This is a genomic window from Streptomyces sp. NPDC014861 (assembly GCF_043081625.1).
GTDB lineage: Bacteria > Actinomycetota > Actinomycetes > Streptomycetales > Streptomycetaceae > Streptomyces.
Map to the genome: position 1 here is coordinate 96,242 of NZ_JBIBWV010000024.1, position 24,554 is coordinate 120,795.

Annotated in this window: 19 protein-coding genes and 2 tRNA genes; 7 read left to right on the top strand and 14 right to left on the bottom strand. The window is 73.9% G+C overall.

Going from position 1 to position 24,554, the window contains the following annotated elements:
• The first annotated feature begins 22 nt into the window (after positions 1–22).
• From ACF1BN_RS31685 to ACF1BN_RS31695, 3 genes are all read left to right on the top strand, one after another.
• Positions 23–871: an RNA polymerase sigma factor SigF gene (locus ACF1BN_RS31685; RefSeq protein WP_392335019.1), complete on the top strand. Its 849-nt coding sequence runs from the start codon at positions 23–25 to the stop codon at positions 869–871.
• A gap of 236 nt (positions 872–1,107) precedes the next feature.
• Positions 1,108–2,031, top strand: a complete 924-nt coding sequence (locus ACF1BN_RS31690; protein WP_392335020.1) for an RNA polymerase sigma factor SigF — start codon at positions 1,108–1,110, stop codon at positions 2,029–2,031.
• A gap of 653 nt (positions 2,032–2,684) precedes the next feature.
• Entirely contained in the window at positions 2,685–2,984 is a 300-nt protein-coding gene (locus ACF1BN_RS31695) for a hypothetical protein (protein WP_392335021.1), read from the top strand.
• 244 nt (positions 2,985–3,228) lie between these two features.
• On the opposite strand, the gene ACF1BN_RS31700 is transcribed toward ACF1BN_RS31695, so the two are convergent.
• Entirely contained in the window at positions 3,229–3,456 is a 228-nt protein-coding gene (locus tag ACF1BN_RS31700) for a hypothetical protein (protein ID WP_392335022.1), read from the bottom strand.
• 186 nt (positions 3,457–3,642) lie between these two features.
• Here ACF1BN_RS31700 and ACF1BN_RS31705 point away from each other — a divergent pair, with 186 nt between their 5' ends.
• Positions 3,643–4,122 carry a MarR family winged helix-turn-helix transcriptional regulator gene (locus ACF1BN_RS31705; protein WP_392335023.1) on the top strand — a complete coding sequence of 160 codons (480 nt, stop codon included), beginning with the start codon at positions 3,643–3,645 and terminating at the stop codon, positions 4,120–4,122.
• An 86-nt stretch (positions 4,123–4,208) separates the two neighbouring features.
• Positions 4,209–5,801 (top strand): MFS transporter, encoded by a 1,593-nt coding sequence (locus tag ACF1BN_RS31710; RefSeq protein ID WP_392335024.1) that lies wholly within the window; start codon positions 4,209–4,211, stop codon positions 5,799–5,801.
• Between the two features lie 233 nt (positions 5,802–6,034).
• On the opposite strand, the gene ACF1BN_RS31715 is transcribed toward ACF1BN_RS31710, so the two are convergent.
• The 13 genes from ACF1BN_RS31715 to ACF1BN_RS31775 all read right to left on the bottom strand — a co-directional run bounded on the left by ACF1BN_RS31715 (position 6,035) and on the right by ACF1BN_RS31775 (position 19,321).
• Entirely contained in the window at positions 6,035–6,799 is a 765-nt protein-coding gene (locus tag ACF1BN_RS31715; protein ID WP_392335025.1) for a TetR/AcrR family transcriptional regulator, read from the bottom strand.
• Between the two features lie 60 nt (positions 6,800–6,859).
• On the bottom strand, positions 6,860–8,386 hold the full coding sequence (locus ACF1BN_RS31720; protein WP_392335026.1) for an MFS transporter: 1,527 nt from the start codon (positions 8,384–8,386) through the stop codon (positions 6,860–6,862).
• Positions 8,387–8,461: 75 nt separating this feature from the next.
• Positions 8,462–10,798 carry an ArnT family glycosyltransferase gene (locus ACF1BN_RS31725; protein ID WP_392335027.1) on the bottom strand — a complete coding sequence of 779 codons (2,337 nt, stop codon included), beginning with the start codon at positions 10,796–10,798 and terminating at the stop codon, positions 8,462–8,464.
• The gene (locus tag ACF1BN_RS31730; protein ID WP_392335028.1) at positions 10,795–12,078 is read right to left on the bottom strand and encodes a glycosyltransferase; all 1,284 of its coding nucleotides are present in this window, start codon (positions 12,076–12,078) and stop codon (positions 10,795–10,797) included. The genes ACF1BN_RS31725 and ACF1BN_RS31730 overlap by 4 nt, the downstream gene beginning before the upstream one ends.
• 278 nt (positions 12,079–12,356) lie before the next feature.
• On the bottom strand, positions 12,357–13,898 hold the full coding sequence (locus ACF1BN_RS31735) for a sensor histidine kinase (RefSeq protein WP_392335029.1): 1,542 nt from the start codon (positions 13,896–13,898) through the stop codon (positions 12,357–12,359).
• Between the two features lie 5 nt (positions 13,899–13,903).
• The gene (locus ACF1BN_RS31740; RefSeq protein WP_392335030.1) at positions 13,904–14,659 is read right to left on the bottom strand and encodes a response regulator transcription factor; all 756 of its coding nucleotides are present in this window, start codon (positions 14,657–14,659) and stop codon (positions 13,904–13,906) included.
• A 128-nt stretch (positions 14,660–14,787) separates the two neighbouring features.
• Positions 14,788–15,717, bottom strand: a complete 930-nt coding sequence (locus ACF1BN_RS31745) for an amidohydrolase family protein (RefSeq protein WP_392335031.1) — start codon at positions 15,715–15,717, stop codon at positions 14,788–14,790.
• Complete coding sequence (locus ACF1BN_RS31750; RefSeq protein ID WP_392335032.1) at positions 15,704–16,039, bottom strand: antibiotic biosynthesis monooxygenase family protein; 336 nt, start codon at positions 16,037–16,039, stop codon at positions 15,704–15,706. Before ACF1BN_RS31750 ends, ACF1BN_RS31745 begins: the two co-directional genes overlap by 14 nt.
• Positions 16,040–16,295: 256 nt before the next feature.
• Positions 16,296–17,159: a DUF2797 domain-containing protein gene (locus ACF1BN_RS31755; protein WP_392335033.1), complete on the bottom strand. Its 864-nt coding sequence runs from the start codon at positions 17,157–17,159 to the stop codon at positions 16,296–16,298.
• Positions 17,160–17,253: 94 nt separating this feature from the next.
• Complete coding sequence (locus ACF1BN_RS31760; RefSeq protein ID WP_392335034.1) at positions 17,254–18,105, bottom strand: Bro-N domain-containing protein; 852 nt, start codon at positions 18,103–18,105, stop codon at positions 17,254–17,256.
• Between the two features lie 146 nt (positions 18,106–18,251).
• Complete coding sequence (locus ACF1BN_RS31765) at positions 18,252–18,617, bottom strand: PH domain-containing protein (protein ID WP_360315850.1); 366 nt, start codon at positions 18,615–18,617, stop codon at positions 18,252–18,254.
• 136 nt (positions 18,618–18,753) lie between these two features.
• Positions 18,754–18,826 (bottom strand) — tRNA-Arg (locus tag ACF1BN_RS31770).
• Between the two features lie 404 nt (positions 18,827–19,230).
• Positions 19,231–19,321, bottom strand: a tRNA-Ser gene (locus ACF1BN_RS31775).
• A gap of 435 nt (positions 19,322–19,756) precedes the next feature.
• Between ACF1BN_RS31775 and ACF1BN_RS31780 the strand changes: the two genes are divergently transcribed.
• A complete protein-coding gene (locus tag ACF1BN_RS31780) occupies positions 19,757–20,224 on the top strand; it encodes an SSI family serine proteinase inhibitor (RefSeq protein WP_392335035.1) in 468 nt (155 codons plus the stop codon).
• A 150-nt stretch (positions 20,225–20,374) separates the two neighbouring features.
• On the top strand, positions 20,375–24,409 hold the full coding sequence (locus tag ACF1BN_RS31785) for a PAS domain-containing protein (RefSeq protein ID WP_392335036.1): 4,035 nt from the start codon (positions 20,375–20,377) through the stop codon (positions 24,407–24,409).
• Positions 24,410–24,554: the final 145 nt, after the last annotated feature.

Here is a 24,554-nt window from a genome sequence, read left to right on the forward strand (position 1 = left end):
CAGCCAAAGGGGTGGCGTGAACGTGCCGGCCAGTACAGCGCCACAGGTCCCGCCCCAGCACGAGGCGGGCGGGACCCCGGACACCCCGCGCCCCCGGGAACGGAGCAGCCGGGGCGCCGACACCCGGGCGCTCACCCAGGTGCTCTTCGGGCAGCTCAAGAACCTGGAGCCCGGCACCCCCGAGCACGACCGGGTGCGCGGGGCGCTCATCGAGGCCAACCTGCCGCTGGTGCGGTACGCGGCGGCCCGCTTCCGCTCACGCAACGAGCCGATGGAGGACGTCGTCCAGGTCGGCACCATCGGCCTGATCAACGCGATCGACCGCTTCGACCCCGACCGGGGCGTGCAGTTCCCCACCTTCGCCATGCCCACCGTCGTCGGCGAGATCAAGCGGTACTTCCGCGACAACGTCCGCACCGTGCACGTGCCGCGCCGGCTGCACGAGCTGTGGGTGCAGGTGAACGGCGCCACCGAGGACCTGACGACCGCCCACGGGCGCTCCCCCACCACCGCCGAGATCGCCGAGCGGCTGCGGATCGGCGAGGACGAGGTGCTCGCCTGCATCGAGGCCGGGCGGTCGTACCACGCGACCTCCCTGGAGGCGGCGCAGGAGGGCGACGGGCTGCCCGGGCTGCTCGACCGGCTCGGCTACGAGGACCCGGCCCTCGCCGGCGTCGAGCACCGCGACCTGGTCCGGCACCTCCTCGTGCAGCTGCCCGAGCGGGAGCAGCGGATCCTGATGCTGCGCTACTACAGCAATTTGACGCAGTCTCAGATCAGCCAGGAGCTCGGGGTCTCGCAGATGCACGTGTCAAGGCTCCTCGCCCGCAGCTTCGCCCGGTTGAGATCCGCAAACAGGATCGAGGCGTAACCGGAACGGGTAGACCGGTTCGGAGCGGTTCCACGGCGTCCCAATTGCCGTACACCCCTTGTTTCCTGCGGATATGCGCCCTCTCCTTGTCGACAAGTCACTACAGCGTGTTGCCGACATGTGACATTCTGCTGGGGACGCGTTTGCCGCAGCCCCACGGCCGGTATTCAGGTGGAAGCTGCGTTCCTCCGATGGTCGCGGCCCACCGCGACCGTCCGCGACCTCCAGGGGGTGGCATGTCCGCAGATCAGGGCAGCTCGAAGGTGCTCACGCTCACGCCCGTTCCGGTCCTCGTGCCTGAGCCCGTACCCATGCAGACGACGGCTCCGACCGCGGCCGAGAGCGGGGCACTGCCGTCCCCGGCCCCGGCCGTCGCCCCGGAAGCCCTCGACACCCGCACCCTCTCCCGCTCCCTGTTCCTGCGGCTGCGCGCCCTGGACGACGTGGGCGCGGCCTCGGACAGCCCGGAGCGGACCTACGTCCGCGACACCCTCATCGAGCTGAACCTCCCGCTCGTGCGGTACGCGGCGGCCCGCTTCCGCTCGCGCAACGAGCCGATGGAGGACATCGTCCAGGTCGGCACCATCGGCCTGATCAAGGCGATCGACCGCTTCGACTGCGAGCGGGGCGTGGAGTTCCCGACCTTCGCGATGCCCACGGTCGTCGGCGAGATCAAGCGCTTCTTCCGCGACACCTCGTGGTCGGTGCGGGTGCCGCGCCGGCTGCAGGAGCTGCGGCTCGCCCTCACCAAGGCCAGCGACGAGCTCGCGCAGAAGCTCGACCGCTCGCCGACCGTGCCCGAACTCGCCGCCGTGCTCGGGGTGTCGGAGGAGGACGTCGTCGACGGCCTCGCGGTGGGCAACGCCTACACTGCCTCCTCGCTCGACTCCCCCTCCCCGGAGGACGACGGCGGCGAGGGCTCCCTCGCGGACCGCCTCGGCTACGAGGACGCGGCCCTGGAGGGCGTCGAGTACCGCGAGTCGCTGAAGCCGCTGCTCGCCAAACTCCCGCCCCGGGAGCGGCAGATCATCATGCTCCGCTTCTTCGCGAACATGACCCAGTCGCAGATCGGCGAGGAGGTCGGCATCTCGCAGATGCACGTCTCCCGGCTGCTCACCCGCACGCTCGCACAGCTCCGCGAGGGCCTGATCTCGGACTGACTTCCGCGAACCCGCCTCTTGTTGACGCGCCGTCAGCCACACTGGGGCGCATGAGGCGCAGGAAGCAGCAGCCGGTACTCGTGGCGGTGGCGCTCTGCCTCGGCGGAGCGCTCACCGCGTGCGGAGGCGGAGGAGACGGCGAGGGGTTCGCGGCGGTCGGCGCCGGACCCTCGCCCGGCGGCGCGGTCGCCCCCTCGGGCGCGGTCACGCTGGTCCCGCTGGACAGCCCCACGGCGAGCGGTACCACCTCCAGCACCTCCTCCCCTCCCCCGGCACCGCCATCGCCACCGGGCGCCTCGCCGTCCCCCGACCCCGGGAGGAGCACGGGGTCCGGCGCCGGTGCCGGTGCCGGCGCAGACCCGGGCTCGGGCTCGGAGCCTGGTGCGGGATCAGGGTCCGGTCCGGGTGCGGGATCGGGGTCCGGTGCGGGTCCCGGTTCGGGTCCCGGTTCCGGTACGGGGCAGGGCGGCGGTTCCGGAGGGCGTACGGAGTCGGCGGCGACGCCCGGAAGTTCCCCGGGCGGCGGCACCGCGCCCGGCGGCGGCTCCTCGCCGCGCCCGTCCACGACCCCGCCCCGCACCCCCGCGCCGACGCCCGCGCCCACCACCCCCACGCCCCGGCCGACCACCACGGCGCCGCCGGCCCGCCCCGCCGTGCTCACCGTCTCCGCGCCGGTCACCGCCGACGGCGAGAAGCGCTGGTGCGAGCGGGTCACGGTGACCTTCCGGAACACCGGCGGCTCCCCCGCCACCGGCGGCACCGCCACCTTCGCCACCCACGTCATCGGCGCGCTCGGCGTGGACTGGGGCACGGTCACCACCTCCCAGCCGCTGCCCGCCCCGATCGCCGCCGGAGCGGCGCGGACGGAGACGTACACGGTCTGCGTGGAGTCCTGGCGGGTGCCGCTCGGCATGCGGATCGACACCCGCGCGGTGACCGCTACCTGGCGGTGAGCCCGTACCGGACCCCGGTCAGCTCCTCGGAGAGGTGCAGAGGCGGCGGCCGGCCTCCGGGTCGGAAAGCTGCGGAGTTCGCCGACGCCCGTCCGGGCAGATGAACGCGCCGCCCGCCGCGTCCGGCACCGGCACCGGCACCGGCACGACGGAAGTGGGGTCGACTCCGGAAGCAGGGACCCGCGCGACGTCAGGAGGGGCCGGTTCCGTGTGTACGGAACCGGCCCCTCCTCCGTCGTGCGGGTCAGGAGACGGCGAGCCAGACGACCCCCGCCACGATCACGATCGCGGCGATCACGCCGGCGATCACGCCGACGCGCGGGCCGCCCGAGGTGGCCGCGACCTGCTGCGGCTGGTGGGGCGGGGTGCCCTCGTCGACGAAGGCGCGGAACATCTGGGTGCTGCCGGCGGGGTCGTAGCCCTCGGGGCCCTGGGCGCCCTGGCCGTACGGTGCTTGCGGGTTGTGTGCCATGTGCCAGGACCCTAGCGAAAGCGGGGTGAGGGGCCCAAGCCCCGGTCCCCGCCCTTCCCCTCTCCTCCCCCTGTCCCCCTCTCGACCCTCCCCCGATCCGCCCCCGAGCTCCCCCGCGCCTCCCCTTTGCCGATTCTTTAGCGCCGTTTGACCGAATTAGTTTGCCTGGAGCAACCATCCATCTCTATGGTTGCCCTAAGCAACAAGTTGGAAGGGGTCTCCGTGGAGCCGAGCAGCCGCTACGAGGACCTCGCGCGCGCCATCAGCGCGATCGGCGCCGTGAAGCGCGGTGTCGCCCGCGTCCTGCCGGGCGACTGCCAGGGCGGCGCGGCCGCCGTGCTCGCCATGCTCAAGCACCACGGCGACATGCGGACGAGCCGGCTGTCCGAGCTCATGGCCGTGGACATGTCGGTGTGCAGCCGCCACGTGGCGCACACCGTCTCCCGCGGCTGGGTCGAGCGCCTGCCCGACCCCGACGACGGCCGCTCCCGCATCCTGCGGCTGAGCCCCGAGGGCTTCGCGATGCTCACCGAGCTCGACCGGCGGGTGACCGAAGCCTTCACCCACTACCTCGCGGAGTGGTCCGACGACGACGTCGCACTGCTCACCACCCTGCTCGCCCGACTCCGCGACTCCTTCGGGGACTGCCGGGCCACCCACGCCTGACCGGCGCGTGACGCACGCCCGTCCCACGCCGGGCAGCGCGCGCACGCTTCCGCTCGCTCGAACACGCTGGAAACCAGAGGAACTTCATGGCTACGACCACACCCGAAACCGGTGTGCGGGGCGCCCCGGCCGGAACCGGAGACGCCGCCCCTCCGATGACGCACCGTCAGATCATGGAGGCGCTCTCCGGGCTGCTGCTCGGCATGTTCGTCGCCATCCTGTCCTCGACGATCGTCTCCAACGCCCTCCCCCAGATCATCACCGACCTGGAGGGCGGCCAGTCCGCCTACACCTGGGTCGTCACCGCGACCCTGCTCGCGATGACCGCCACCACCCCGCTCTGGGGCAAGCTGGCCGACCTCTTCTCCAAGAAGCTGCTCATCCAGATAGCCCTGACCATCTACGTCGCGGGCTCGATCGTCGCCGGCCTCTCGCAGTCCACCGGCATGCTCATCGCCTGCCGCGTGGTCCAGGGCATCGGCGTCGGCGGCCTCACCGCCCTCTCCCAGATCATCCTCGCCGCGATGATCGCCCCCCGCGAGCGCGGCCGCTACAGCGGCTACCTCGGCGCGGTCTTCGCCGTCGCCACCGTCGGCGGCCCGCTGCTCGGCGGCGTCATCACCGACACCGAGTGGCTCGGCTGGCGCTGGTGCTTCTACGTCGGCGTGCCCTTCGCGATCATCGCCCTGGTCGTCCTCCAGAAGACCCTCAAGCTCCCCGTCGTGAAGCGCGAGGTCAAGGTCGACTGGGCCGGCGCCTTCTTCATCAGCGCCGCCGTCTCCCTGCTCCTCGTCTGGGTCACCTTCGCCGGTGACAAGTACGACTGGATGTCCTGGCAGACCGCCGCCATGCTGGCCGGTTCGGTGCTGCTCGGCGCGCTCTTCGTGTTCGTCGAGTCGCGGGCGTCCGAGCCGATCATCCCGCTGCGCCTCTTCCGCAACCGGACCATCACCCTCGCCTCGCTCGCCTCGCTCTTCGTCGGCGTCGCGATGTTCGCGGGCACGGTCTTCTTCAGCCAGTACTTCCAGCTGGCCCGCAACGAGTCGCCGACCATGTCCGGCGTCCTCACCATCCCGATGATCGCCGGCCTCTTCGTCTCCTCGACGGCCTCCGGCATGATCATCACCAAGACCGGCCGGTGGAAGGCGTGGCTGGTCAGCGGAGGCGCCCTGGCCGCCGGCGGCCTCGGGATGCTCGGCACCATCCGGTACGACACGACCTACTGGCACATCGCGATCTTCATGGCGGTCCTCGGCCTCGGCCTCGGCATGATGATGCAGAACCTGGTGCTCTGCACCCAGAACCAGGTGGACCCCGCCGACCTCGGCGCCGCCTCCTCCGTCGTCACCTTCTTCCGCTCCCTCGGCGGCGCGATCGGCGTCTCGGCGCTCGGCGCGGTCATGGCCCACCGGGTCACCGACTACGTCAAGGAGGGCATGGCCGAACTCGGCCCGAAGGCCGCGGCGGCGATGGGCCAGGGCGGCGGCAGCGGCGCCATCCCCGACATGGACAAGCTGCCCGCCCCGATCCGCACGGTGATGGAGAGCGCGTACGGGCACGGCGTCGGCGACGTCTTCCTGTACTCGGCGCCCTTCGCTCTGCTCGCCTTCCTGGTGACGCTCTTCATCAAGGAGGTCGCGCTGAAGAGCAGCACCACCAAGGCGGCGGACGCCGGGTAACGCACAGGCTCCCGGGCGCGCTTCGAGCGGAGGCGCGACCGGGTGAGTGGGAGCGGCGGGCAGGGGACGGCCCGCCGCTCCGTCATGTCACGGCCCGGCCGCTTCTTCGCTTCACGGCCGGCCGCTTCTTCGCGTCACGGCCGGAACGCTCGCGTTCCACCGCTCTTTCACTTCACGGCCCGCCGCTTCGTCACGCCCCTCAGGCCCTCAGGCCCCCAGGCCGCCCAGGCCCCTCAGGCCTCGCCGGCCACCTTCGCCTCGATGCCGGCCACCAGGATGTCCAGGCCGTAGGCGAAGTCCCGCTCCCAGATGGCGCTGACGCCGCCGTGCGAGGCCCGCTCGTCGAGGATGTCCGTCATCGGCTCCAGCGCCTCGCGGAACTGCGGGTCGTCGCGGAAGGCGGCGACGGCGCCGTTGTAGAAGTCGTCCTGCGACATGCCCGCCTCGGCGGCCCGCCGCGCGAACTGCGACTCGATCGTCCCGTAGCCGTACACGTACTGGAAGACCGCCTGTGTCGCACCCGGCTGCCCGCCGAGCGGCAGCCCCGTCTCCCGGATCGTCTCCTGGATCTTGGATCCGACCGCGATCGCGTACGGGCCGATGTTCAGGTACTGGCCCGCGCACGGCGACATCCACGGGTGGCGGACCAGCATCCTGCGGTAGTGCAGCGCGAGCGTCCGGAGGCGCTCGCGCCAGTCGGCCCCGGCGGCCACCGCGTCCAGGTCGATCTCCGCGTACACGGTGTCGATCGCGTACTCGATGATGTCGTCCTTGGTGTCCACGTACCAGTACAGGGACATCGCGGTCACCCCGAGCTCGGCCGCGAGCCGTCGCATCGACAGCTTGGCGAGCCCGTCCCGGTCGAGCATCCGGACGGAGGCGGCCACGATCCGGTCCCGGTCGAGCCCGGCGGGGCCGCCGCCGGCGCGGGGGGCCCGTTGCTCCAGCCAGACGCTGGAGCCCGTCGGGTTCTTGGCCCGGTCCGCGGCCTTGACCATGCGGTTTCTCCGTCCGTCAGCACTCGTGGTCAACCGTGGTGACCATGCGTCGGGACCATGCTAGGCAGCGGAGACCGGCTCGGCCGCCACGGACTGCTCCGCCTGCTCCGCCCGCTCCGCCCGCTTCAGCAGGAAGGCGGCGAGCAGACCGCCGACGAGGACCGCGACCGCGCCGACCAGCTGGCTGGTCTGGAGCCCGGAGGCGAAGGCGTCGGAGATCCGGGCCCGCTCGGCCTCGTCGCCGGCCGCCGCCAGGGCCGCCGGGAGGGAGGCCGCGGTGACGGTGACGAGGGCGGCGAAGCGGGCGTTGAGGACGGCGCCGAGGACCGCGACGCCGAGGCCGTTGCCGAACTCGGCGAGGGTGCCGTTGACGCCCGCGCCGACGCCCGCCTTCTCCGGCGGGATCGCGCTCATGATCGCGTTGGCCATCGCCGGGTTGGAGACCGCGAGGCCGGTGCCCATGAGGACCAGGCCGAGCAGCATGCCCCAGTAGGTTCCTTCCGTGCCGCCGCCGACCAGGGCGATCGAGGCGAGACCGGCCGCGACGAGCGTCATGCCGACCGTCACGGTGAGCGGGGTGCCGAGCCTCATCACGATCCGCGGGCCGATGCCGCTGAGGTTGAGGACGACCACGGTCAGCGCCAGCGGCGCCATCCGCAGTCCGGCCTCCAGCGGCTCGTACCCGAGCACGAACTGGAGGTGCTGGGTGAGCAGGAACAGCGAGCCGCCCATCCCGAACATCACCAGGATGGCGCCCGCGACCGCGCCCACGAACTTCTGGTTACGGAAGAAGTGCATGTCGAGCATCGGGTACGGGGTCCGCAGCTCCCACAGCGCGAACGCGGCGAGGACGACGACCCCGACCGCGGCCGGGACCAGCACCTCCGCGGAGGTCCAGCCGTGCTCCGGTCCGGTGATGATCGCGTAGACGGCGGCGGTCATGCCGATCGTGGAGAGCAGCGCGCCCAGGAGGTCGGGGCGGTCGCCCTGGGGGTTCTTCGACTCGGGGACCAGCTTGAGGACGGCGACCAGGCCGATCACGGCCACCGGGATGTTGATCAGGAAGATCATCCCCCACCAGAAGTGGTTGAGGATCACGCCGCCGATGAGCGGTCCCCCGGCGAAGCCGAGGGAGCTGACGGTGGCCCAGAGGGCGATGGCCTTCACGCGCTCGGAGTCGTCGAAGATCTGCATGACGACGGCGAGGGTGGTGGTCATGAGCAGCGCCCCGCCGACACCCATGCCCGCGCGGGCGGCGATCAGCTGGCCGGTGGAGTCGGCCAGGCCGGCGGTGAGCGAGCCGATGCCGAAGAGCGCGAGGCCGACGGCGAGCAGCTTCTTGCGGCCGTAGCGGTCGGCGGCGTTCCCCGCGGTGAGCAGCAGGCCGGACTGGACGAGCGAGTAGGCGTTGATCATCCACTGGATGTCGCTGGTGGAGGCGTGCAGTTCCGTGGTCAGCGAGGGGATGGCGACACTGAGGATGGTGTTGTCGAGGAGCACGGTGAGCTGGGCGAGACAGATGACGCCGAGGATCAGCCAGCGCTGGGGGTGGCCGGCGGTGGCCGGGGGTGTGGCCGTGGCCGTCATGAAGACTCCTTATACGGTGTACGAGACCGAAGCTCGTACACCGTACAAGGGCTCTCGTACGCTGTATAGCGATTTCTATTCCGGGCTGGTGAGGTCGTAGAAGGTCGTGCCGCCGACGGTGCTGGAGGTGAAGTTCTCCTGGACCCAGTCGCTGATCCCGGAGGCTCCGCCCAGGCCTCCGCCCGTGCCGCCGCCCCTTCCCTCGCCCATGCCGGCGCCCATGCCGCCTCCGCCCGTGCCGCCTCCGCCGATGAAGTAGTGGATCCTGCCCTCGGCGACGTACTCCTTGAACTGGGCGAGGGTCGGGGACGGGTCGCTGCCGTTGAAGCCGCCGATCGCCATCACGGGCTTCTCGGTGGCGAGCTGGTAGCCGGCCGCGTTCTGGGCGCCGATCGCGGCGGCGGCCCAGGTGTACGCGTCGGCGTCCTGGAGCAGCTTCGCCTTCGCCTCCGTGCTCACGACGGTCCCGTTGAGGAGACCGCCCATGCCGCCGCCTCCGCCCACGCCGGCCCGCTCGCCCGCGCCGGGAATCTGGCCGGTGGGCATCTGACCGGTGCCCTGGCCGGTGGGCATCTGGCCGGTGCCCTGGCCGGTGGGGGGCTGCATCCGGCCCTGACCGCCGGGGGCCTGGCCGTTCTGGCCCTGGCCGTTCTGGCCCTGGCCGTTCGAGTCCTGGCCGTTCTGGCCCTGACCGCCGGGCGTCTGGCCGCCGCCCGGGAAGCCGTTCGGGGGCTGCGCGCCGTCGGGTGGCTGCATGCCGCCGTCGCGGCCCCCGTCCGTACCCCGGCCCCCGTCGCCGTCCATACGCTGGCCGCCCTCGCGGCCGCCTCCCGGGAAGCCGCCGCCGCCCGGTCCCCGGCCGCCGAAGCCTGCGCCCGCCGGGCCCGCCGTGACGATGGAGCCCTGATGGCCGGTGGAGAGCGTCTCCAGGGTGTACGCGAACGGCCCCGCGAGCCCCGCCGCCAGGCCGAGGCCCGCCGCGGCGAGGCCGAGGCGCCGGTCCACCCGGCCCGCCGCGAGCAGCCCGAGCGCGGCCACCGCGCCCGCGCCGAGCACGGCCCAGCGCAGCCACGGCAGGTGGTCCGGCGTACGGCCGAGCAGCACCCAGCCCCACCAGGCCGTCGCGCCCACCGCGACCGCGAGGGCCGCCGAGGCGAGGAGCCGGGTCCGCTCCTCCCACAGCACCGCCGCACCCATGCCGATCAGGGCGGCGAGGTACGGCGCCAGGGCCACCGTGTAGTACTCGTGGAAGATGCCGGCCATGAAGCTGAAGACGCCCAGCGTCATCAACAGCGCCCCGCCCCACGCCAGGAACGCGGCCCGGGCGGTGTCGGTGCGCGGTGCCTTCCAGGTGACGACGAGTCCGGCGGCGAGCAGGATCAGCGCGGCCGGCAGCAGCCAGGAGATCTGGCCGCCGACGGAGTCGTTGAACATGCGCAGCAGCCCGGTCTCGCCCCAGCGGCCACCGCCACCGCCACCCGGGCCGCCACCGCCGCCGACGCTGCCGACCTCGTCGCCGTTGATGCGGCCGAGGCCGTTGTAGCCGAAGGTCAGCTCCAGGAAGCTGTTGTTCTGCGAACCTCCGACGTACGGGCGCGAGCCCGCCGGCCAGAGCTCGACGAGCGCCACCCACCAGCCGCCGGAGACGATCAGCGCGAGCCCGGCGAGGGCCAGCCGGCCGAACCTCCGCAGCGGCCGGACCGGGGCGCACACCGCGTACACGAGCGCGAGCGGCGGCAGGATCAGGAACGCCTGGAGCGTCTTCGTCAGGAACGCGAACCCGAACGCGACTCCCGCCCCGACCAGCCACCTCGTCCCGCCCTCGGCCGACTCCAGGGCCCGCAGCACGGCGTACACGGCCACGGTCATGAGCAGCGCGAGCAGCGCGTCCGGGTTGTTGAAGCGGAACATCAGCGCGGCGACCGGGGTGAGCGCCAGCACCGCGCCCGCGATCAGCCCCGCGCCCGCGCCGAAGCGGCGGCGGACGGCCGCGTGGAGCACGGCGACCGTGCCCACGCCCATCAGCACCTCGGGCACCAGGATCTGCCAGGAGCCGAGGCCGAAGAGGCGGACGGAGAGCGCCATCGGCCAGAGCGCGGCCGGCGGCTTGTCGACCGTGATGGCGTTGGCCGCGTCGAGCGAGCCGAAGAAGAACGCCTTCCAGCTCTCGCCGCCGGCCTGGACGGCCGCCGAGTAGAAGGAGTTGGCGTAGCCGGAGGCGCTCAGGTTCCACAGGTAGAGCGCGGTGGTGACGGCGAGCAGGCCGAGGAGGGCGGGGCGCGCCCAGGGGGCGTCCTCGGGCCGGCCGCGCCACAGCCGGGCGAGCCGGCCGACGGCCGTGGGGGCCGCGTGGGCGGCCGGGATCACGGCCGGGGTCGGCGCCGGCGTCGGCGCCGGGGTCGGTGCGGTCATCGGGGGTCCCCCGTGGGGTGTCGGCGCTCCGGGAAGACCCAGAGCCGGAAGAGCAGGAAGCGGAGCACGGTCGCGGCGAGGTTGGCGACGACGAGCACGGCGAGCTCGGTGGAGTGCGCCGGGTCGCCGGTCGCCGCGCCGAGGGCGGCGAGCGAGCCGCTGGTCAGGGCGAGGCCGATGGCGAAGACCACGAGCCCCTGCGCCTGGTGGCGGACCGCCCGGTCGCGGCCTCGGACGCCGAAGGTGAGCCGGCGGTTGGCGGCGGTGTTGGCGACGGCGGAGACGAGGAGGGCGGCGGCGTTGGCGATCTGGGCGCCCGAGCCGAGCCGGAAGAGGGAGTAGAGCGCGAGGTAGAAGAGGGTGGAGAGCACGCCGACCACGCAGAAGCCGACGAGCTGGCGGGCGAGCCCGCCGGGGACGCCGGACAGGTCGCGGTCGCGCGGGTCGTCGCCGAAGGGCCGGGCGAGCCGGTCGAGCGGCAGCGAGCCGGTCGCCAGCGCCCGCCCCACCCGCCACACGCCCTTCAGGTCGTCGGTGGCCGTCCTCACGATGTGCACGGTCGAGTCGGGGTCGTCGACCCAGTCGACCGGCACCTCGTGGATCCGCAGCCCGGCCCGCTCGGCGAGCACCAGCATCTCGGTGTCGAAGAACCAGCCGGTGTCCTCGACCATCGGCAGCAGCCGCTCGGCGACATCCCGCCGGATCGCCTTGAAGCCGCACTGGGCGTCGGAGAAGCGGGCGGCGAGCGAGCCGCGCAGGATCAGGTTGTAGGCGCGGGAGACGAACTCCCGCTTCGGCCCGCGCACCACCCGCGAGGAGCGGGCGAGCCGGGAGCCTATGGCCAGGTCGGAGTGGCCGGAGATGAGCGGCGCGACGAGCGGGAGCAGCGCGTTGAGGTCGGTGGACAGGTCCACGTCCATGTAGGCGAGGACGGGGGCGTCGGAGGCCGACCACACGGTCCGCAGCGCCCGGCCGCGCCCCTTCTGTTCGAGCCGTACGGACCGCACCCCGGGCAGCTCGGCGGCGAGGGCGGCGGCGAGAACGGGGGTGGCGTCGGTGGAGGCGTTGTCGGCGACGGTGACGCGGAAGCCGTACGGGAAGGTGCGCTTCAGGTGCGCGTGCAGCCGGCGGACGCACGGCTCCAGGTCCTTCTCCTCGTTGTAGACGGGGATCACCACGTCGAGAACGGGCCGTCCCGCTTCGCTCACCGGCAGGTGCTCCCGGGCGGGGAGGGCGCCGGGGGCCTGCGTCGCGGGCCCCGTGAGGGTGTGGGTTCGCATGCCCACGACCCTCGCCGGGCCCGCTGTCACGGCTGTGTGATGAGCCTGTGGTCCGCCTGTGAGTCCGCGACAGCCGCCGCTTCCGCCTCTGCCGCCGCCTCCGCGCCTCGACCGTCGGACGCGCAGCCGTCAGGCGCTTTCCCGGCGCCTCCTGTCGACCGGCGAGCGGCGTCCCACGCCTTCTGTCGACCGCCGAGCGGCGTACCGGCGCTTCCTGTCGACCGTCGAGCGGCGTACCGCGCCTCCTGCCGGGCCGGGACCGGCGTACCGCGCTCCGCTCAGACCGCGACCGTCGTCCCCGCCGTCTCCCGGGGGGCCGCGGTCGCCGCCGGGAACCGCACCCGGAAGACGGTCCGGCCGGGCTCGGAGTCGACGGTCACCTCGCCGCCGTGGGCGACGACGACGGCCCGCACGATGGCGAGGCCCAGCCCGGTGGAGCCCGCCTGCCGGGAGCGGGAGGCGTCACCGCGCGCGAACCGTTCGAAGACCGCGGGCAGCAGCTCGGGCGGGATGCCGGGCCCGTCGTCCTCGACCTCGACGACGACCGCCGCGCCCTCGCCCCGCACCCGGGCGGTGACGGTGGTGCCGGGCGGGGTGTGGGTCCGGGCGTTGGCGAGCAGGTTGAGCAGCACCTGCTGGAGCCGGGCCGGGTCGGCGCGCACGGCCGGCGGTCCGTCCTCGCCGGGCAGTTCGAGACGCCAGTGGTGACCGGGCCCGGCGGCGCCGGCGTCCCCGACGGCGTCCACGACCAGCGGGACGAGGTCGGTGGTCCCGTACGAGAGAGGGCGTCCGGCGTCGAGCCGGGCGAGCAGCAGCAGGTCCTCGACCAGCCCCGTCATCCGGGTGGCCTCGGACTCGATGCGGCCGAGGGCGTGCCGGGTGTCGGGCCCGCATTCCTCCTGTCCGCGCCGGGTGAGTTCGGCGTAGCCGCGGATGGAGGCGAGCGGGGTGCGGAGTTCGTGGCTGGCGTCCGCGACGAACTGCCGGACCCGGGTCTCGCTCTGCTGCCGCGCGTCGAGCGCCGCGTGCACGTGGTCGAGCATCCGGTTGAGCGCGGCACCGACCTGCCCGACCTCGGTCCGGGGATCGGCCTCGGCCTCCGGGACCCGCTGGTGGAGCGCCACCTCGCCGCTCTCCAGCGGCAGTCGGGCGACCTGGGCGGCGATGGTGGCGACCCTGCGCAGCGGCCGCAGCGCGATCCGTACCAGCACCGTCCCGGCGAGGGAGGCGGCGGCGAGGGAGGCGCCGGTGAGGCTGAGCTCGACGAGGACGAGGGTGGAGAGGGCGTTCTCGACCTCGGCGAGCGGGGTGCCGGTGAGGAAGGAGCCGTTGGCTCCCTCGGCATGGAGCACCCGGTACGAACCGAGCCCGGGCAGGTCCACGCTGTGCGCGCGGCCGTCGCGGGGGACGGCCGCGAGCACGGCCACCTGCCCGGCGTCCAGCGCCTTGGCCCGGAAGGGAGGCCTGTCGGCCGTGCCGCCGTCGGCCACCTCGGTCGAGTACCCCGCCTCGGTGATCTCCCCGCCCTTCACGACGGCGCCGACGGTTCCTATCGGGGAGCCCGGGGAGTCGAGGAAGGCGGACAGCTCCCGCTCGCGGCCGGGGTCGGGCCCGGGCATCGCGACCGGCGGTCCCGCCGCGCGCCGGGCCAGCCCGGTCAGCTGCTCGTCGGCCCGGTCGTAGAGGTAGGAGCGGTACGCGATGGTGGTGACCGTGCCGATGACGGTCGCGACGACGGCGATCAGCCCGACGGCGGCGACCACGAGCCGCGTCCGCAGCGACCACGGGCGCCGGACGCGGCCCCGGAGCGGGAGGCGCACGGCGGTTACTCGCCCGGCTTGATGAGGTAACCGGCCCCCCGCCGGGTGTGGATCATCGGCGAACGCCCGGCGTCGAGCTTCCGGCGCAGGTAGGAGATGTAGAGCTCGACCACGTTGGCCTGGCCGCCGAAGTCGTACGACCAGACGCGGTCGAGGATCTGCGCCTTGCTGAGCACCCGGCGCGGGTTGCGCATGAGGTAGCGCAGCAGCTCGAACTCGGTCGCGGTGAGGTGGATCGAGGTGCCGCCCCGGGTGACCTCGTGGCTGTCCTCGTCGAGGGTGAGGTCGCCGACGGTCAGCAGGGACTCGCTGCGGGCCTGCGCCGCGCCGGAGCGCCGGATGAGGCCGCGCAGCCGAGCGACGACCTCCTCCAGGCTGAACGGCTTGGTGACGTAGTCGTCGCCGCCGGCCGTGAGCCCGGCGATCCGGTCCTCGACGGCGTCCTTCGCCGTGAGGAAGAGCACCGGCACCTCGGGCAGCTCGCGCCGGATCGAGCCGAGCAGGCTGAGCCCGTCGACGTCCGGGAGCATGATGTCCAGGATGACGACGTCGGGGCGGAACTCCCGCACCGCCCGCAGCGCACCGGCGCCGTCGCCCGCACTGCGGACCTGCCAGCCCTCGTAGCGCAGGGCCATGGAGAGCAGTTCGGAGAGGGACGCCTCGTCGTCGACGACGAGGACGCGGACGGCGGTGCCGTCGGCACGGAGCAGATCGGCGCGGGTGCCGCGGCGGGCTGAAGTGCTGCGAGTGGTGACGGTCATGGACCCACGCTCGTCGCCGCCGCTGAGAGCCCTCTTGCCCTTTCCTGTGAATTCCCTGAGAAACGGCACGGCCTCGGGCCACCCCCGCTCAGCGGTTTCACGTGAAACGAGGCGGTCGGCTCACGGCTTCACAGGGGACGGGAGGCGGCTCTCGTTCTGGGTTTCACGTGAAACAAAGCGGCGCCGTTGTCGTGGAGCACCGCCCGCAGCCAGTCGTCGCCGAGCCCGAGCCGCTCCAGGGCGTGGAGCTGGTGGAGGTACGGGTACGGGATGTTCGGGAAGTCGGAGCCGAGCAGGATCCGGTCCCGGAGGCCGGCCAGCCGCCCCAGCGCTTCGCGCGGGAAGGGCGCGAACCGCTCGCTGAAATCCGTGAAGGCCATCGTGGTGTCCAGGTGCACGCCCTCGTACCGCTCCGCGAGCCCGAGGAAGTCCTCGTACTCCGGCATGCCCATGTGCGCGACGACCAGCCGCAGCCTCGGATGCCGGGCGAGCAGCGCCCCGACCGGTCCCGGCCCGGTGAAGGCGCCGGGCGCGGGCCCGGAGCCGCAGTGGATGACGATCGGTGTCCCGCTCCCGGCGAGCAGCCCCCACACCTCGTCGAGCAGCGGGTCGTTCGGGTCGAAGCCGCCGACCTGGAGGTGCACCTTGAAGACCTGGGCCCCGGCGTCGAGGGCCTGCCGCACGTACCCGGCGGCCCCGGGCTCGGGGAAGAAGGTCGCGGTGTGCAGGCAGTCGGGCGTCCGCGCGGCGAAGTCCGCCGCCCAGGAGTTGAGCCAGGCGCCCATCCCGGGTTTGTGCGGGTAGAGCATCGAGGTGAAGGCGAGCACGCCGAAGCCGCGCAGCAGCGCGACCCGCCGGCTCTCCTCCTCCCGGTAGGTGATGGGCCAGGGCTGCCCGGTCATCGGCCCGACGGCGTCGAAGTACGCCCACACCTTGTCGAGGACGTTCTTCGGCATGAAGTGGGTGTGCACGTCCACGAGCCCCGGCAGTCCGAACCGGGCCGTCAGCTCCCGGACGGCCACGGCCTCCGGGGTCCCGGCGGCCTCACTCCCGCTCAAAGCCGTAGCTCCTCTCGACCTTGCCGATGTGGACGCTGTACGCGTCGTACCAGTGCTCGCGCCCGTGCTTCTTCGCCGCCGCGTGCACGGAGTCGAGGCGCCAGGCGTCGAGAGCCTCCAGGTCGCGGAAGTAGGCCACGGTGATGCCGATGCCACCGGGTGTGCGGGCGGCCTCGTAGCCGAGGAACCCGGGAACCTTGGCGACGCGCTCCTTCAGTGCGGCGGCGGTGTCGGCGTACCCCTCGGGGGCGTCGGGCCGGACGGAGGTGAACACGGCGGTGTAGTAGGGCGGTTCGAGCCCGGAGATCAGCTGCTGGGTCATGTGATCACCCTCGCCGGGCCGCCCGCCCGGTGTCCACGGCCACCGGCCAAAGGGATCCAAGACTTTACGAACGCCACCCGGAACGCCCGGACCCCACTCCACACACGCCGTCGCATGGCCCGGACCCGCACTCCACACCCGCCCGCGAACGAACGGGACCCCACTCCCCCACACCCCTTCCAGCGGGCCCGGAGCCTTGACGCACGGCGTCGTCCGGACCGCCCGGAGCCGTGCCGCACGGCGTCGTCCTGACAGGTCAGAACAGTCCGTCCTGCCGCTCGCCCCTGACTTCCGGCGGCGCGCCGACCGGCACGCTCCACGCGTCGTCCGGTCCGCCCCGCTCCAGTCCCCAGCCGCCGAGCAGCCGCCCGTCGAGCACGAGGTGGCGTCCGTCGGGGGCGAGCAGGTGCAGATCGGGTCCGGCGGCGGCGCGCACCCGTCCGGTGACGACCCCGCCGTCGACCAGCTCGGTGACGGTCCCGTCGAGCGGCGGCAGCGCGCCGAGTCCGAAGACCTCGCCGTGGTCGTACGCCGTGAACGGCAGCACGTCCAGCGTCTCGCCCCAGCCGCCGACGTCCAGCGCCCGCCCGTACAGCTCCTCGATCTCCGCCGCCCTGGCGTCTGTTCCGGGCAGCCCGACCCGTAGCGCCCGCTTCCGCTCGTACGACACCCGGTCCGGCACGCCGAGCGCCTGCCGCAGTACTTCCTCGGTCCGCCGGGCGGCCATCAGCGGGCCGCGTCCGAGCCAGCAGTAGGCGACGGCCCCCTGTTCCCGCAGCCGCGCGTCCCCCCGGTGCTCCCCGGTGATGCCGGCCTTGACGGTGCCGGTCCCGAACCAGGCGAGGTAGACCCGATAGGGCCGGGGGTCGTCGGCGAAGGTGTCCGCGGCGACGGAGTGGGCCCGGTCGAGCCGCGCGCACTCGGGGCACAACCCGCCGGTCGACCGTCCGGGCACGGCGGCGGCGACGGGGCAGGCGTGCCCCCGGGCCCCGGCACAGAGCCGGCCGCCGACGGCCCGGAAGGCGAGCTCCTGCCCGTACGCGACCGGGCTCACCCGCCCGCCCCACCACCGCAGCCCGGCCGCGCCCCCGCTCCACCTGAGCCCACCACTGCGCCACACGGCCCGGCACCTCCCTGTCCGCCCTCTTCCACCCCAGTCTCCGCCACGCACCACGCCGAGCCGCCGTCCAGGGCCCACCGCCGTACGCGGCCGCTCACGGCAGTACGTAGATCCGGGTGCCGTCCGGGCAGGGGTCACCGACCTCGCGTATGCAGCCCCGCTCGATGAGCAGCCGCACGCAGTCGCGGACGCGCTCGCCGGAGAGGCCGGTGCGGCGGGTGACGTCCTGGGGGCGGCAGCGGACGCCGCCGCGGACGAGGGCCGGGGCGAGAAAGCCGGCGACGACCCGCATGTCTCCGCTGATGTCGCCGTTGTTCTCCCAGGACGCGACGAGCTCCTGGGCGCTGAGCCGGGGCGGGCCCTCGACGCCCCGCTGGCGGGGGACGGCGAAGGAGCGCTCGAGGGAGTCGGCGACCCTCGAGAGGCTGAGCCGCGTCTCCCGCAGCAGCTCCGCGTAGGAGGCGTGCCCCGCGAGGTCCTCCAGTCCGGCGGCGCCTTCGTCGAGCCGTCCTTCCAGCCGGACGAGGACGTCGACGAGTTCGGGCGGGAGGACGAAGCCGCTGTGCGCCGGGGACGGTTCGAGTCCGTAGCCGCCGTGCCGCTGCACCTCGGCGACCAGCTCGCCGACCCAGGCCCTGAACGGCCCGGCCTCGGGCGAGCGGCAGGCGGTGACGAGCTGCACGAGCCCGGGAAGGCTCACCATGCGCGCGGTGCCGCGGATGCCGCTGCGCGCGAGTATGTCCGGTTCCGCGGCCAGCTCGCGGGCCGGGGCCAGGCACCAGGCGGGCAGGGCCACGCTCCGCAGCGCCTCGCGCGGACCCGCGTACCCGAGCAGCCGGGCCACGTCCACGACGGGGAACCAGTGCGCCCCGTCGACCGCGGTCAGCCGCCTCAACCGGCCCCCGGCGGCGGCCCGTACGAAGTCATCGATGTCGATCGCGTCCAACGATCATCACCTCCACCCGCACGTTAGGCCGAAGGCATATTCAACTGACATGCAAATCAGATGGGTTCACCCAAAAGGGGAAGGCCCCGGGCAAACCCGGGGCCTTCCACACCGTCCGGATCCCGACGGATCCGTCCGCGTCAACCTCAGCGGGCGACGAACTGCGTGAGGATCGCCTGCACCTCGTAGATGTCCACACCCTTGGTGAACGTCTTGGTGACGGGCAGCTGCTGGCCCGAGATCCAGATCTTCAGCTCGGCGTCCAGGTCGAAGGTGCCGGCCGTCTCGACGGCGAAGTGGGTGATGCTCCGGTACGGGATCGAGTGGTACTCGACCTTCTTGCCGGTGATGCCCTGCTTGTCGACCAGCACGAGCCGGCGGTCGGTGAAGAAGATGGTGTCGCGGATCAGCAGGTACGCGGCGTGCACCTGCTCCCCCTGCCCGAGCAGCCGCGCGTAGTCCTGCTGCGCCTGCGCCGGATCGATCGCGTGCGCGTTCCCGAAGAGCGCCATGGCCCTACCCCCCATTTTTCAGTCAAAAAGACGATCACCCGAACCTAACCCCGCCACCCCCTCCTGGCAACGGCCCACCGCTCCCCGCGCACAACGCGAGAGGCCCCGGACCGAAGTCCGGGGCCTCTCACCTGTGTGCACTCGGCAGGATTCGAACCTGCAACCTTCTGATCCGTAGTCAGATGCTCTATCCGTTAAGCTACGAGTGCTTGTTTTTAGTTCTTGTCTCCGCTTCCCGGCCCTTTCGGCCCGCTGTCCCGGCGACAGGAAGAACATTACATGAGTCCCGCCGCCATGTGAAATCCGATTACCCCACCCCCTCTGACCTGCGAAAACATGCTCAGACGAGGGAGCGCGCGGCGAGGTCGATCCAGGGTTTCCGAGGGCGGGAGCGCGGCCGTGGAGGCCGAAGGAGACCGGGGTCACACGCTCCGGCCGGCAGCACCGCACGGATCGGGCCCGAGGGCAAGAGGGCCGCGCGAGAAGGCGCGACGGGAGTGCGCCGGGAGTGGGACGGAAGTGCGCCGGGAGTGGCGGGGCCGCGTCGAGGGGCGTAGGGCCGGGGGCGGAAACGGCGGAAGCCCCGGCCGTGGGGCCGGGGCTTCCGAGAGGGCGGAGGCGGAGGGATTTGAACCCTCGATGGGCGGTAAAGCCCAAACCGCATTAGCAGTGCGGCGCCATAGACCGGACTAGGCGACGCCTCCCCGCACCCCCGCGCATGCGCGGAAGGTGCGTGCAGATGATGACACAGGCGAGCCCGGTGCCACCAATCGCTTTCACCGTACTAGGCGGGCGGGGCCCAGGGCAAAGCCCGGCGCGCCCCCGTCCGCGCTCGACGGACGGAGCATCTGACTCTCGCCTCCCGCGTCCCCGCCGCCCTGCCTCCGCGCCTCCCTCCGCCCCTCGCCTCTCCGCCCCGCCTCACCTTCCGCTCCCTCCGCTCTTCCCGCTCCGTCCGCCCCGCCCGGCGCACCCCGGTTGCGCAACGCCGCGGCGGCCGGAGCGTTAGAGGGGGCGGGGGCGCGTCGGTCGTGCCCGGCGCGCCCCGCACGCTCCCCGACCGACCCCGTCCCCGCTCCCCCACTCACCACCACCGACCCGTCCGGCCCGCCCCGCCCCCACGCCTCCGGAGTCGTCCCATGCCGCTGCGCCGTCCGCTGCGCCGTCCCGTTCTCGCGACCGCCCTCGTCACCGCGCTCGCCGCCGGTCTGGCCGGTGCCACCGCCGGCGCCGCCGTCGCCGTACCGCTGCCGCCGCTGCCGCTCCTCTCGCCGCCCGACTCGCTGACGGTGGCCGTCACCGGGAGCGGGAACCCGGACGCCGAGGGGAGCTGGAAACTGACCTGCGGCGACCGGGCCGGGAGCGATCACCCGGCGGCGGAGCGGGCCTGTGAGCGCCTGGAGGGCTTCGCCCGCGCCGGGGAGGACCCCTTCGCGCCGGTACCGGCGGACCGGATGTGCGCCCAGGTGTACGGAGGGGCGGTGACCGCCCAGGTGACGGGCACCTGGCAGGGGCGTCGGATCGACGCCCGCTTCTCCCGGGCGAACGGCTGCGAGATCGCTCGCTGGGAGGGCGTGGAACCTCTCCTTCCGAGCATTCGGGGCTGACGATCGGGGGTGTCGTTAGACTCCCTCAGTGACAGGGCCGCCGCCCGAGGGGCAAGATGGGGCCGGCCCGCCGTCACGGCACATGCCGGACGGCGAACACCGCGGGCACGGCCCGCAGGCAATTGCAGGCGTCAGGGAGGAAACGTCGTCGTGAGCAGCAGGCCATCCCGAGGCGCTGCTCGCCTCGCAGCCATACTCGACGCCCTGCCCGACGGTCTCGTGCTCGTCAACTGCAACGGCACGGTCGTCAACGCCAACACCATCGCGCTCGGCATGTTCGAGACCCCGGGCACCGCGCTGGTCGGGCGCGGCCTGCTCGATCTGCTGCCGACGTTCGACTCGCGCCTGATCCCCGGCTCCATGCGTCTGCCCGACCCCGCCGACGAGCGGGGCCGCACCAAGCCGATGCGGATGATCGCCCGCCGGACCGACGGCGGCGAGTTCCCGGTCGAGGTGACCAGCGCCAGCCTGGAGGACGGGCGGGAGGCGTACGACTCGTACAGCGGCTACACCGGCGACGAGCTGCTGATGCTCGTCGTCCGCGACCTGACCGGCACCCTCGACACCGAGGCGGAGCTGGCCCGCTCGCAGCGGCAGACCGAGATGATCCTGCGGGCCGCCTCCGAGGGCGTGGTCGGTACGGACACCGACGGCCGGGTCGTCCTCGTGAACCCCGCCTTCGCGCAGATCCTCGGCTACCGGGCCGGTGAACTGGGCGGCGCCGAGCTGCACCCGCTGATCCTCGCCAAGCGCGCCGACGGCACGCCGTTCCCGTACGAGGAGTCCCCGCTCGCCGACACGCTCAAGTCCGGCCGCAAGCACCGGGTGCGCGGCCAGGTGCTGTGGTCGAAGGCCGGCGCCCGCGTACCGGTCGACCTGACGACCGCTCCGGTGCGGGACGGCGACCAGCTCGTCGGCGCCGTGATGACCTTCACCGACCGCAGGCCGCACGAGGAACTGGTCGAGAAGCACGCCGTCGAGCTCGCCGACCGGGCCGAGCGGCACGCGGCCGAACGCGAGGCGCAGGCCGAGAAGTACGCGGCCCTCGCCTCCCGGCACGCCCAGCTGACCGCCGTGCTGGCCGAGTCGCTGCGCGGGCCCCTGGAGGAGCTGCGCGGCGAGCTGGGTTCGCTGGCGGCCGACGACGGCGTGCAGCTGTGGCCCGAGGCCAACCAGGTGCTGCACCACCTGGTCGCCGGGTACGCCCGGATGACCGCCCTCGTCGACAACGTCCTGGGCTACCAGCGTCTGGACGCCGGCGAGGAGGAGCTCGACCGGAAGGTCGTACTGCTCGACGAGATCGTGACCGGCGGCATCGACGCGGCCGTGGAGCTGATCGGCCCGGGCCGGGCGCAGTTCGCGGTACACGCGCCGCCGATCGAGGCCGAGGTCGACGCGGCCCGGCTGAGGACCGCGCTGGCCCACCTCGTCGCCGACGTGGCCGGGGTGGACGCCACCGGCAAGACCCGCGCCTCGGCGCAGGGCGCCCCCGCCGACTCGACGATCGTGGTCGCGGCGGCTCAGCGCGGCGAGGTCGTCCGCATCGAGGTCCGCGGCCCGTACGCGGGCGGCGACCCGGTCCACGGGCCCATCGTGCGCGGCATCGTGGCGGCGCACGGCGGTGTCGTGCAGACCCACGAGGTGCCGGGGACGAGCGGCGGCGCGTACGTCCTGGAGGTGCCGATCGGCGCGGGACGGGGAACCGTTCCCGCAGCCGAGCCGAAGCCCGTGGCCGACCAGCCGGGGGGCGCGCGGGGCGCCAGGGCCCTGGAGTCCCCGAAGGCCCTGAGCGCTCCTCCGGGCGGGCCGGGGACGTCGGGCGCACCTGGGACACCGGGCGCGCCGGGCACTTCGGGCGCACCTGGGACGCCGGTTGGGCCGGTTGGGCCGGGTGGGCCGGGCACCTCGGGGGCACCGGTTGGGCCGAGTCGGTCGAGTGCGTCGGGAGGACCGGGCGCGCCGGTCGGGGGCGTTCCCGCGCTGCCCGCGCAGGCCTCCGGGCCCGTGCCCGCTTCCGGTCTCCCGCAGGCCTCCGGGCCCGTAACGGCCTCCGGTCTCCCGCAGGCCTCCGGGCCAGTGCCCGCGTCCGGTCTCCCGCAGACTTCTGAGCCGCCCGTACCGGCATCCGGTCTCCCGCATGGCTCCGGGCCCGGGGAGAACCCCGATGCCTCGGACGGCGGGACCTCGGGCGGTTCCGGGCGGCGCCGGGCCCGCCGTGGTTCCACCGACGCCTTCCTGGAGAGCCCGATCTCGCCCGAGGGCGGTGCCGGGGCGGTGGCCGTGCCGGCCGCCGGCGGCGGGCGCCGCCGCGCCCGTACGGAGGAGGTCGCCGCTCCCGCCGAACTCATCCCCGCCCAGCAGTCCGCCGGTGTCGAGCCGACCGGCCGCCGACGGGGGCGTCCCGCGGAGGGCGCCGTGGTGACCGCCGCCGAGGGTGCCCAGGAGCGGCCCGCTCTCGGTACCGCCGTGCCACCGCAGGGCGTCCCCGTCGAGCCGGCCGGCGCGCCGGCCCTGCCGCCCGCGCCGCAGGGGACGGTCGCCGTGCACGGCGAGGCCGGCGGCGAACGGCCGACCGGCCGCCGGCGGCGTGCGCTCGCCGCCGCGCAGGAGCGGGCCGCCGCGGCCGAGGCCGGACCGCGCACGCCGTTCGCGCTGCCGCCGGCCGACGCCGACCGCGAGGCCCCGGAGCATGAGCAGGAGCAGGAACCGGAGGCCGTACGGGGCGAGGGCGGGCACGCGGCGGTACGGGACGCGGCGGCGCGCGACGCGGCCACCGGCACCGGCACCGGCACCGGCACCGGGCACACCCCGCCGCAGCCGCATCCGCTGCCGGCCACCCCGGTCCCGGCCGGCGGCCTCGCGCCGGTCGCCGCGCCTGTGGTCGTACCGCCCGCGCCCTCGGCTCCCGCCGCCCCGGCGGACACGCCCGCGCACGGCACGGGGACCGGCAACGGCACCGGCTCCGTACCGCTGCCGCCCGAGCTGCCGATGCCGATTCCCGCTCCGACTCCGGCTCCGGCTCCGGCTCCCGCTCCGGCTCCGGCCTCGACGGCGGGCCCGACTCCTCCTCCGGTGTCGGCCCCGGTGCCGAACGACTCCACGCAGGGACGGGCGTTCAGCGTGCGGACGCTCGGCCAGGGGGTGCCCTTCGCGCCGCCGGCGCAGGCCGGGACTCCCGTCGCCGCGCCGTCCGGCGGTTCGGGCCGGCGCCGCAAGCTCGCGACCCCGCCGGAGGTCGATCCGCCGGCTCCGGCCGCGCCCGCCTCCGCGCCCGTACCGGCGTCCCCGCCCGTACCCGTGCCCGTGCCGGCGGCGCCCGCCGGATCAGAGGGGCGTGGGCGGGCGTACGCGATAGGAGCGCCCGCCGAGGGATCCGCCGAGGGACCCGAGCCGCTCGACGGTCCCGGCGGCGCGGTCGAGGTCGTCAACCGGCCCGCCCCGCTCCCCGTCGACGACGAACTGCCCCCGGAGCCGCTCGACAACCCGCGCCGGCTGCTCGTCTGGCCCGCGCCGGACGTCGCCACCCAGCAGGCGCTGAGCGACCGCGGCTACCGGCCGGTGATCGTGCACTCCCGCGAGGAGGTCGACGCGCAGATCGCCGCCTTCCCGGCCGCGCTCTTCGTCGACCCGCTGACCGGGCCCATCACCAGGACCGCGCTCCAGTCGCTGCGTCAGGCCGCCGTCGCCGCCGAGGTGCCGGTGCTGCTCGCGGCCGGACTCGGGCAGGCGGGCCGGGAGGAGGCGTACGGCGCCGATCCCGCCGTCCTGCTCAAGGCGCTCGCGCCCCGCGACAGCGAGCAGCACCCCTCCCGGGTGCTGGTCATCGAGGAGAACGAGCACATCGCCGACGCCCTCGCCGCGACCCTGGAGCGGCGCGGGATGCAGGTGGTGCGGGCGGCCACGGACAGTGAGGCGGTGGCGCTGGCCGGCGAGATCCGGCCGAACCTGGTGGTCATGGACCTCATGCAGGTGCGCCGCCGGCGGGCCGGGATCATCGACTGGCTGCGGGCGAACGGGCAGCTCAACCGCACCCCGCTGGTCGTCTACACCTCGGCCGACCTCGACGGCGAGCGACTGCCGGAGCTGTCGTCCGGCGAGACGGTCCTCTTCCTGGCCGAGCGCTCCAACAGCGCCGAGGTGCAGGCCCGGATCGTCGACCTGCTGGCGAAGATCGGCACCAACTGAGCACAGCGAACAGCGGCGGGGGGGGGGGGGGGGGCCCCCCCCCCCCCCCCGCCCGCCCGGGGGGGGGGGCCCCCCCCCGCGGGGGGGGGGGGGGGGGCCGGGGGCCCCCCCCCGCCCCCCGCCCCGGCGAGACCGGGCCCCCCGG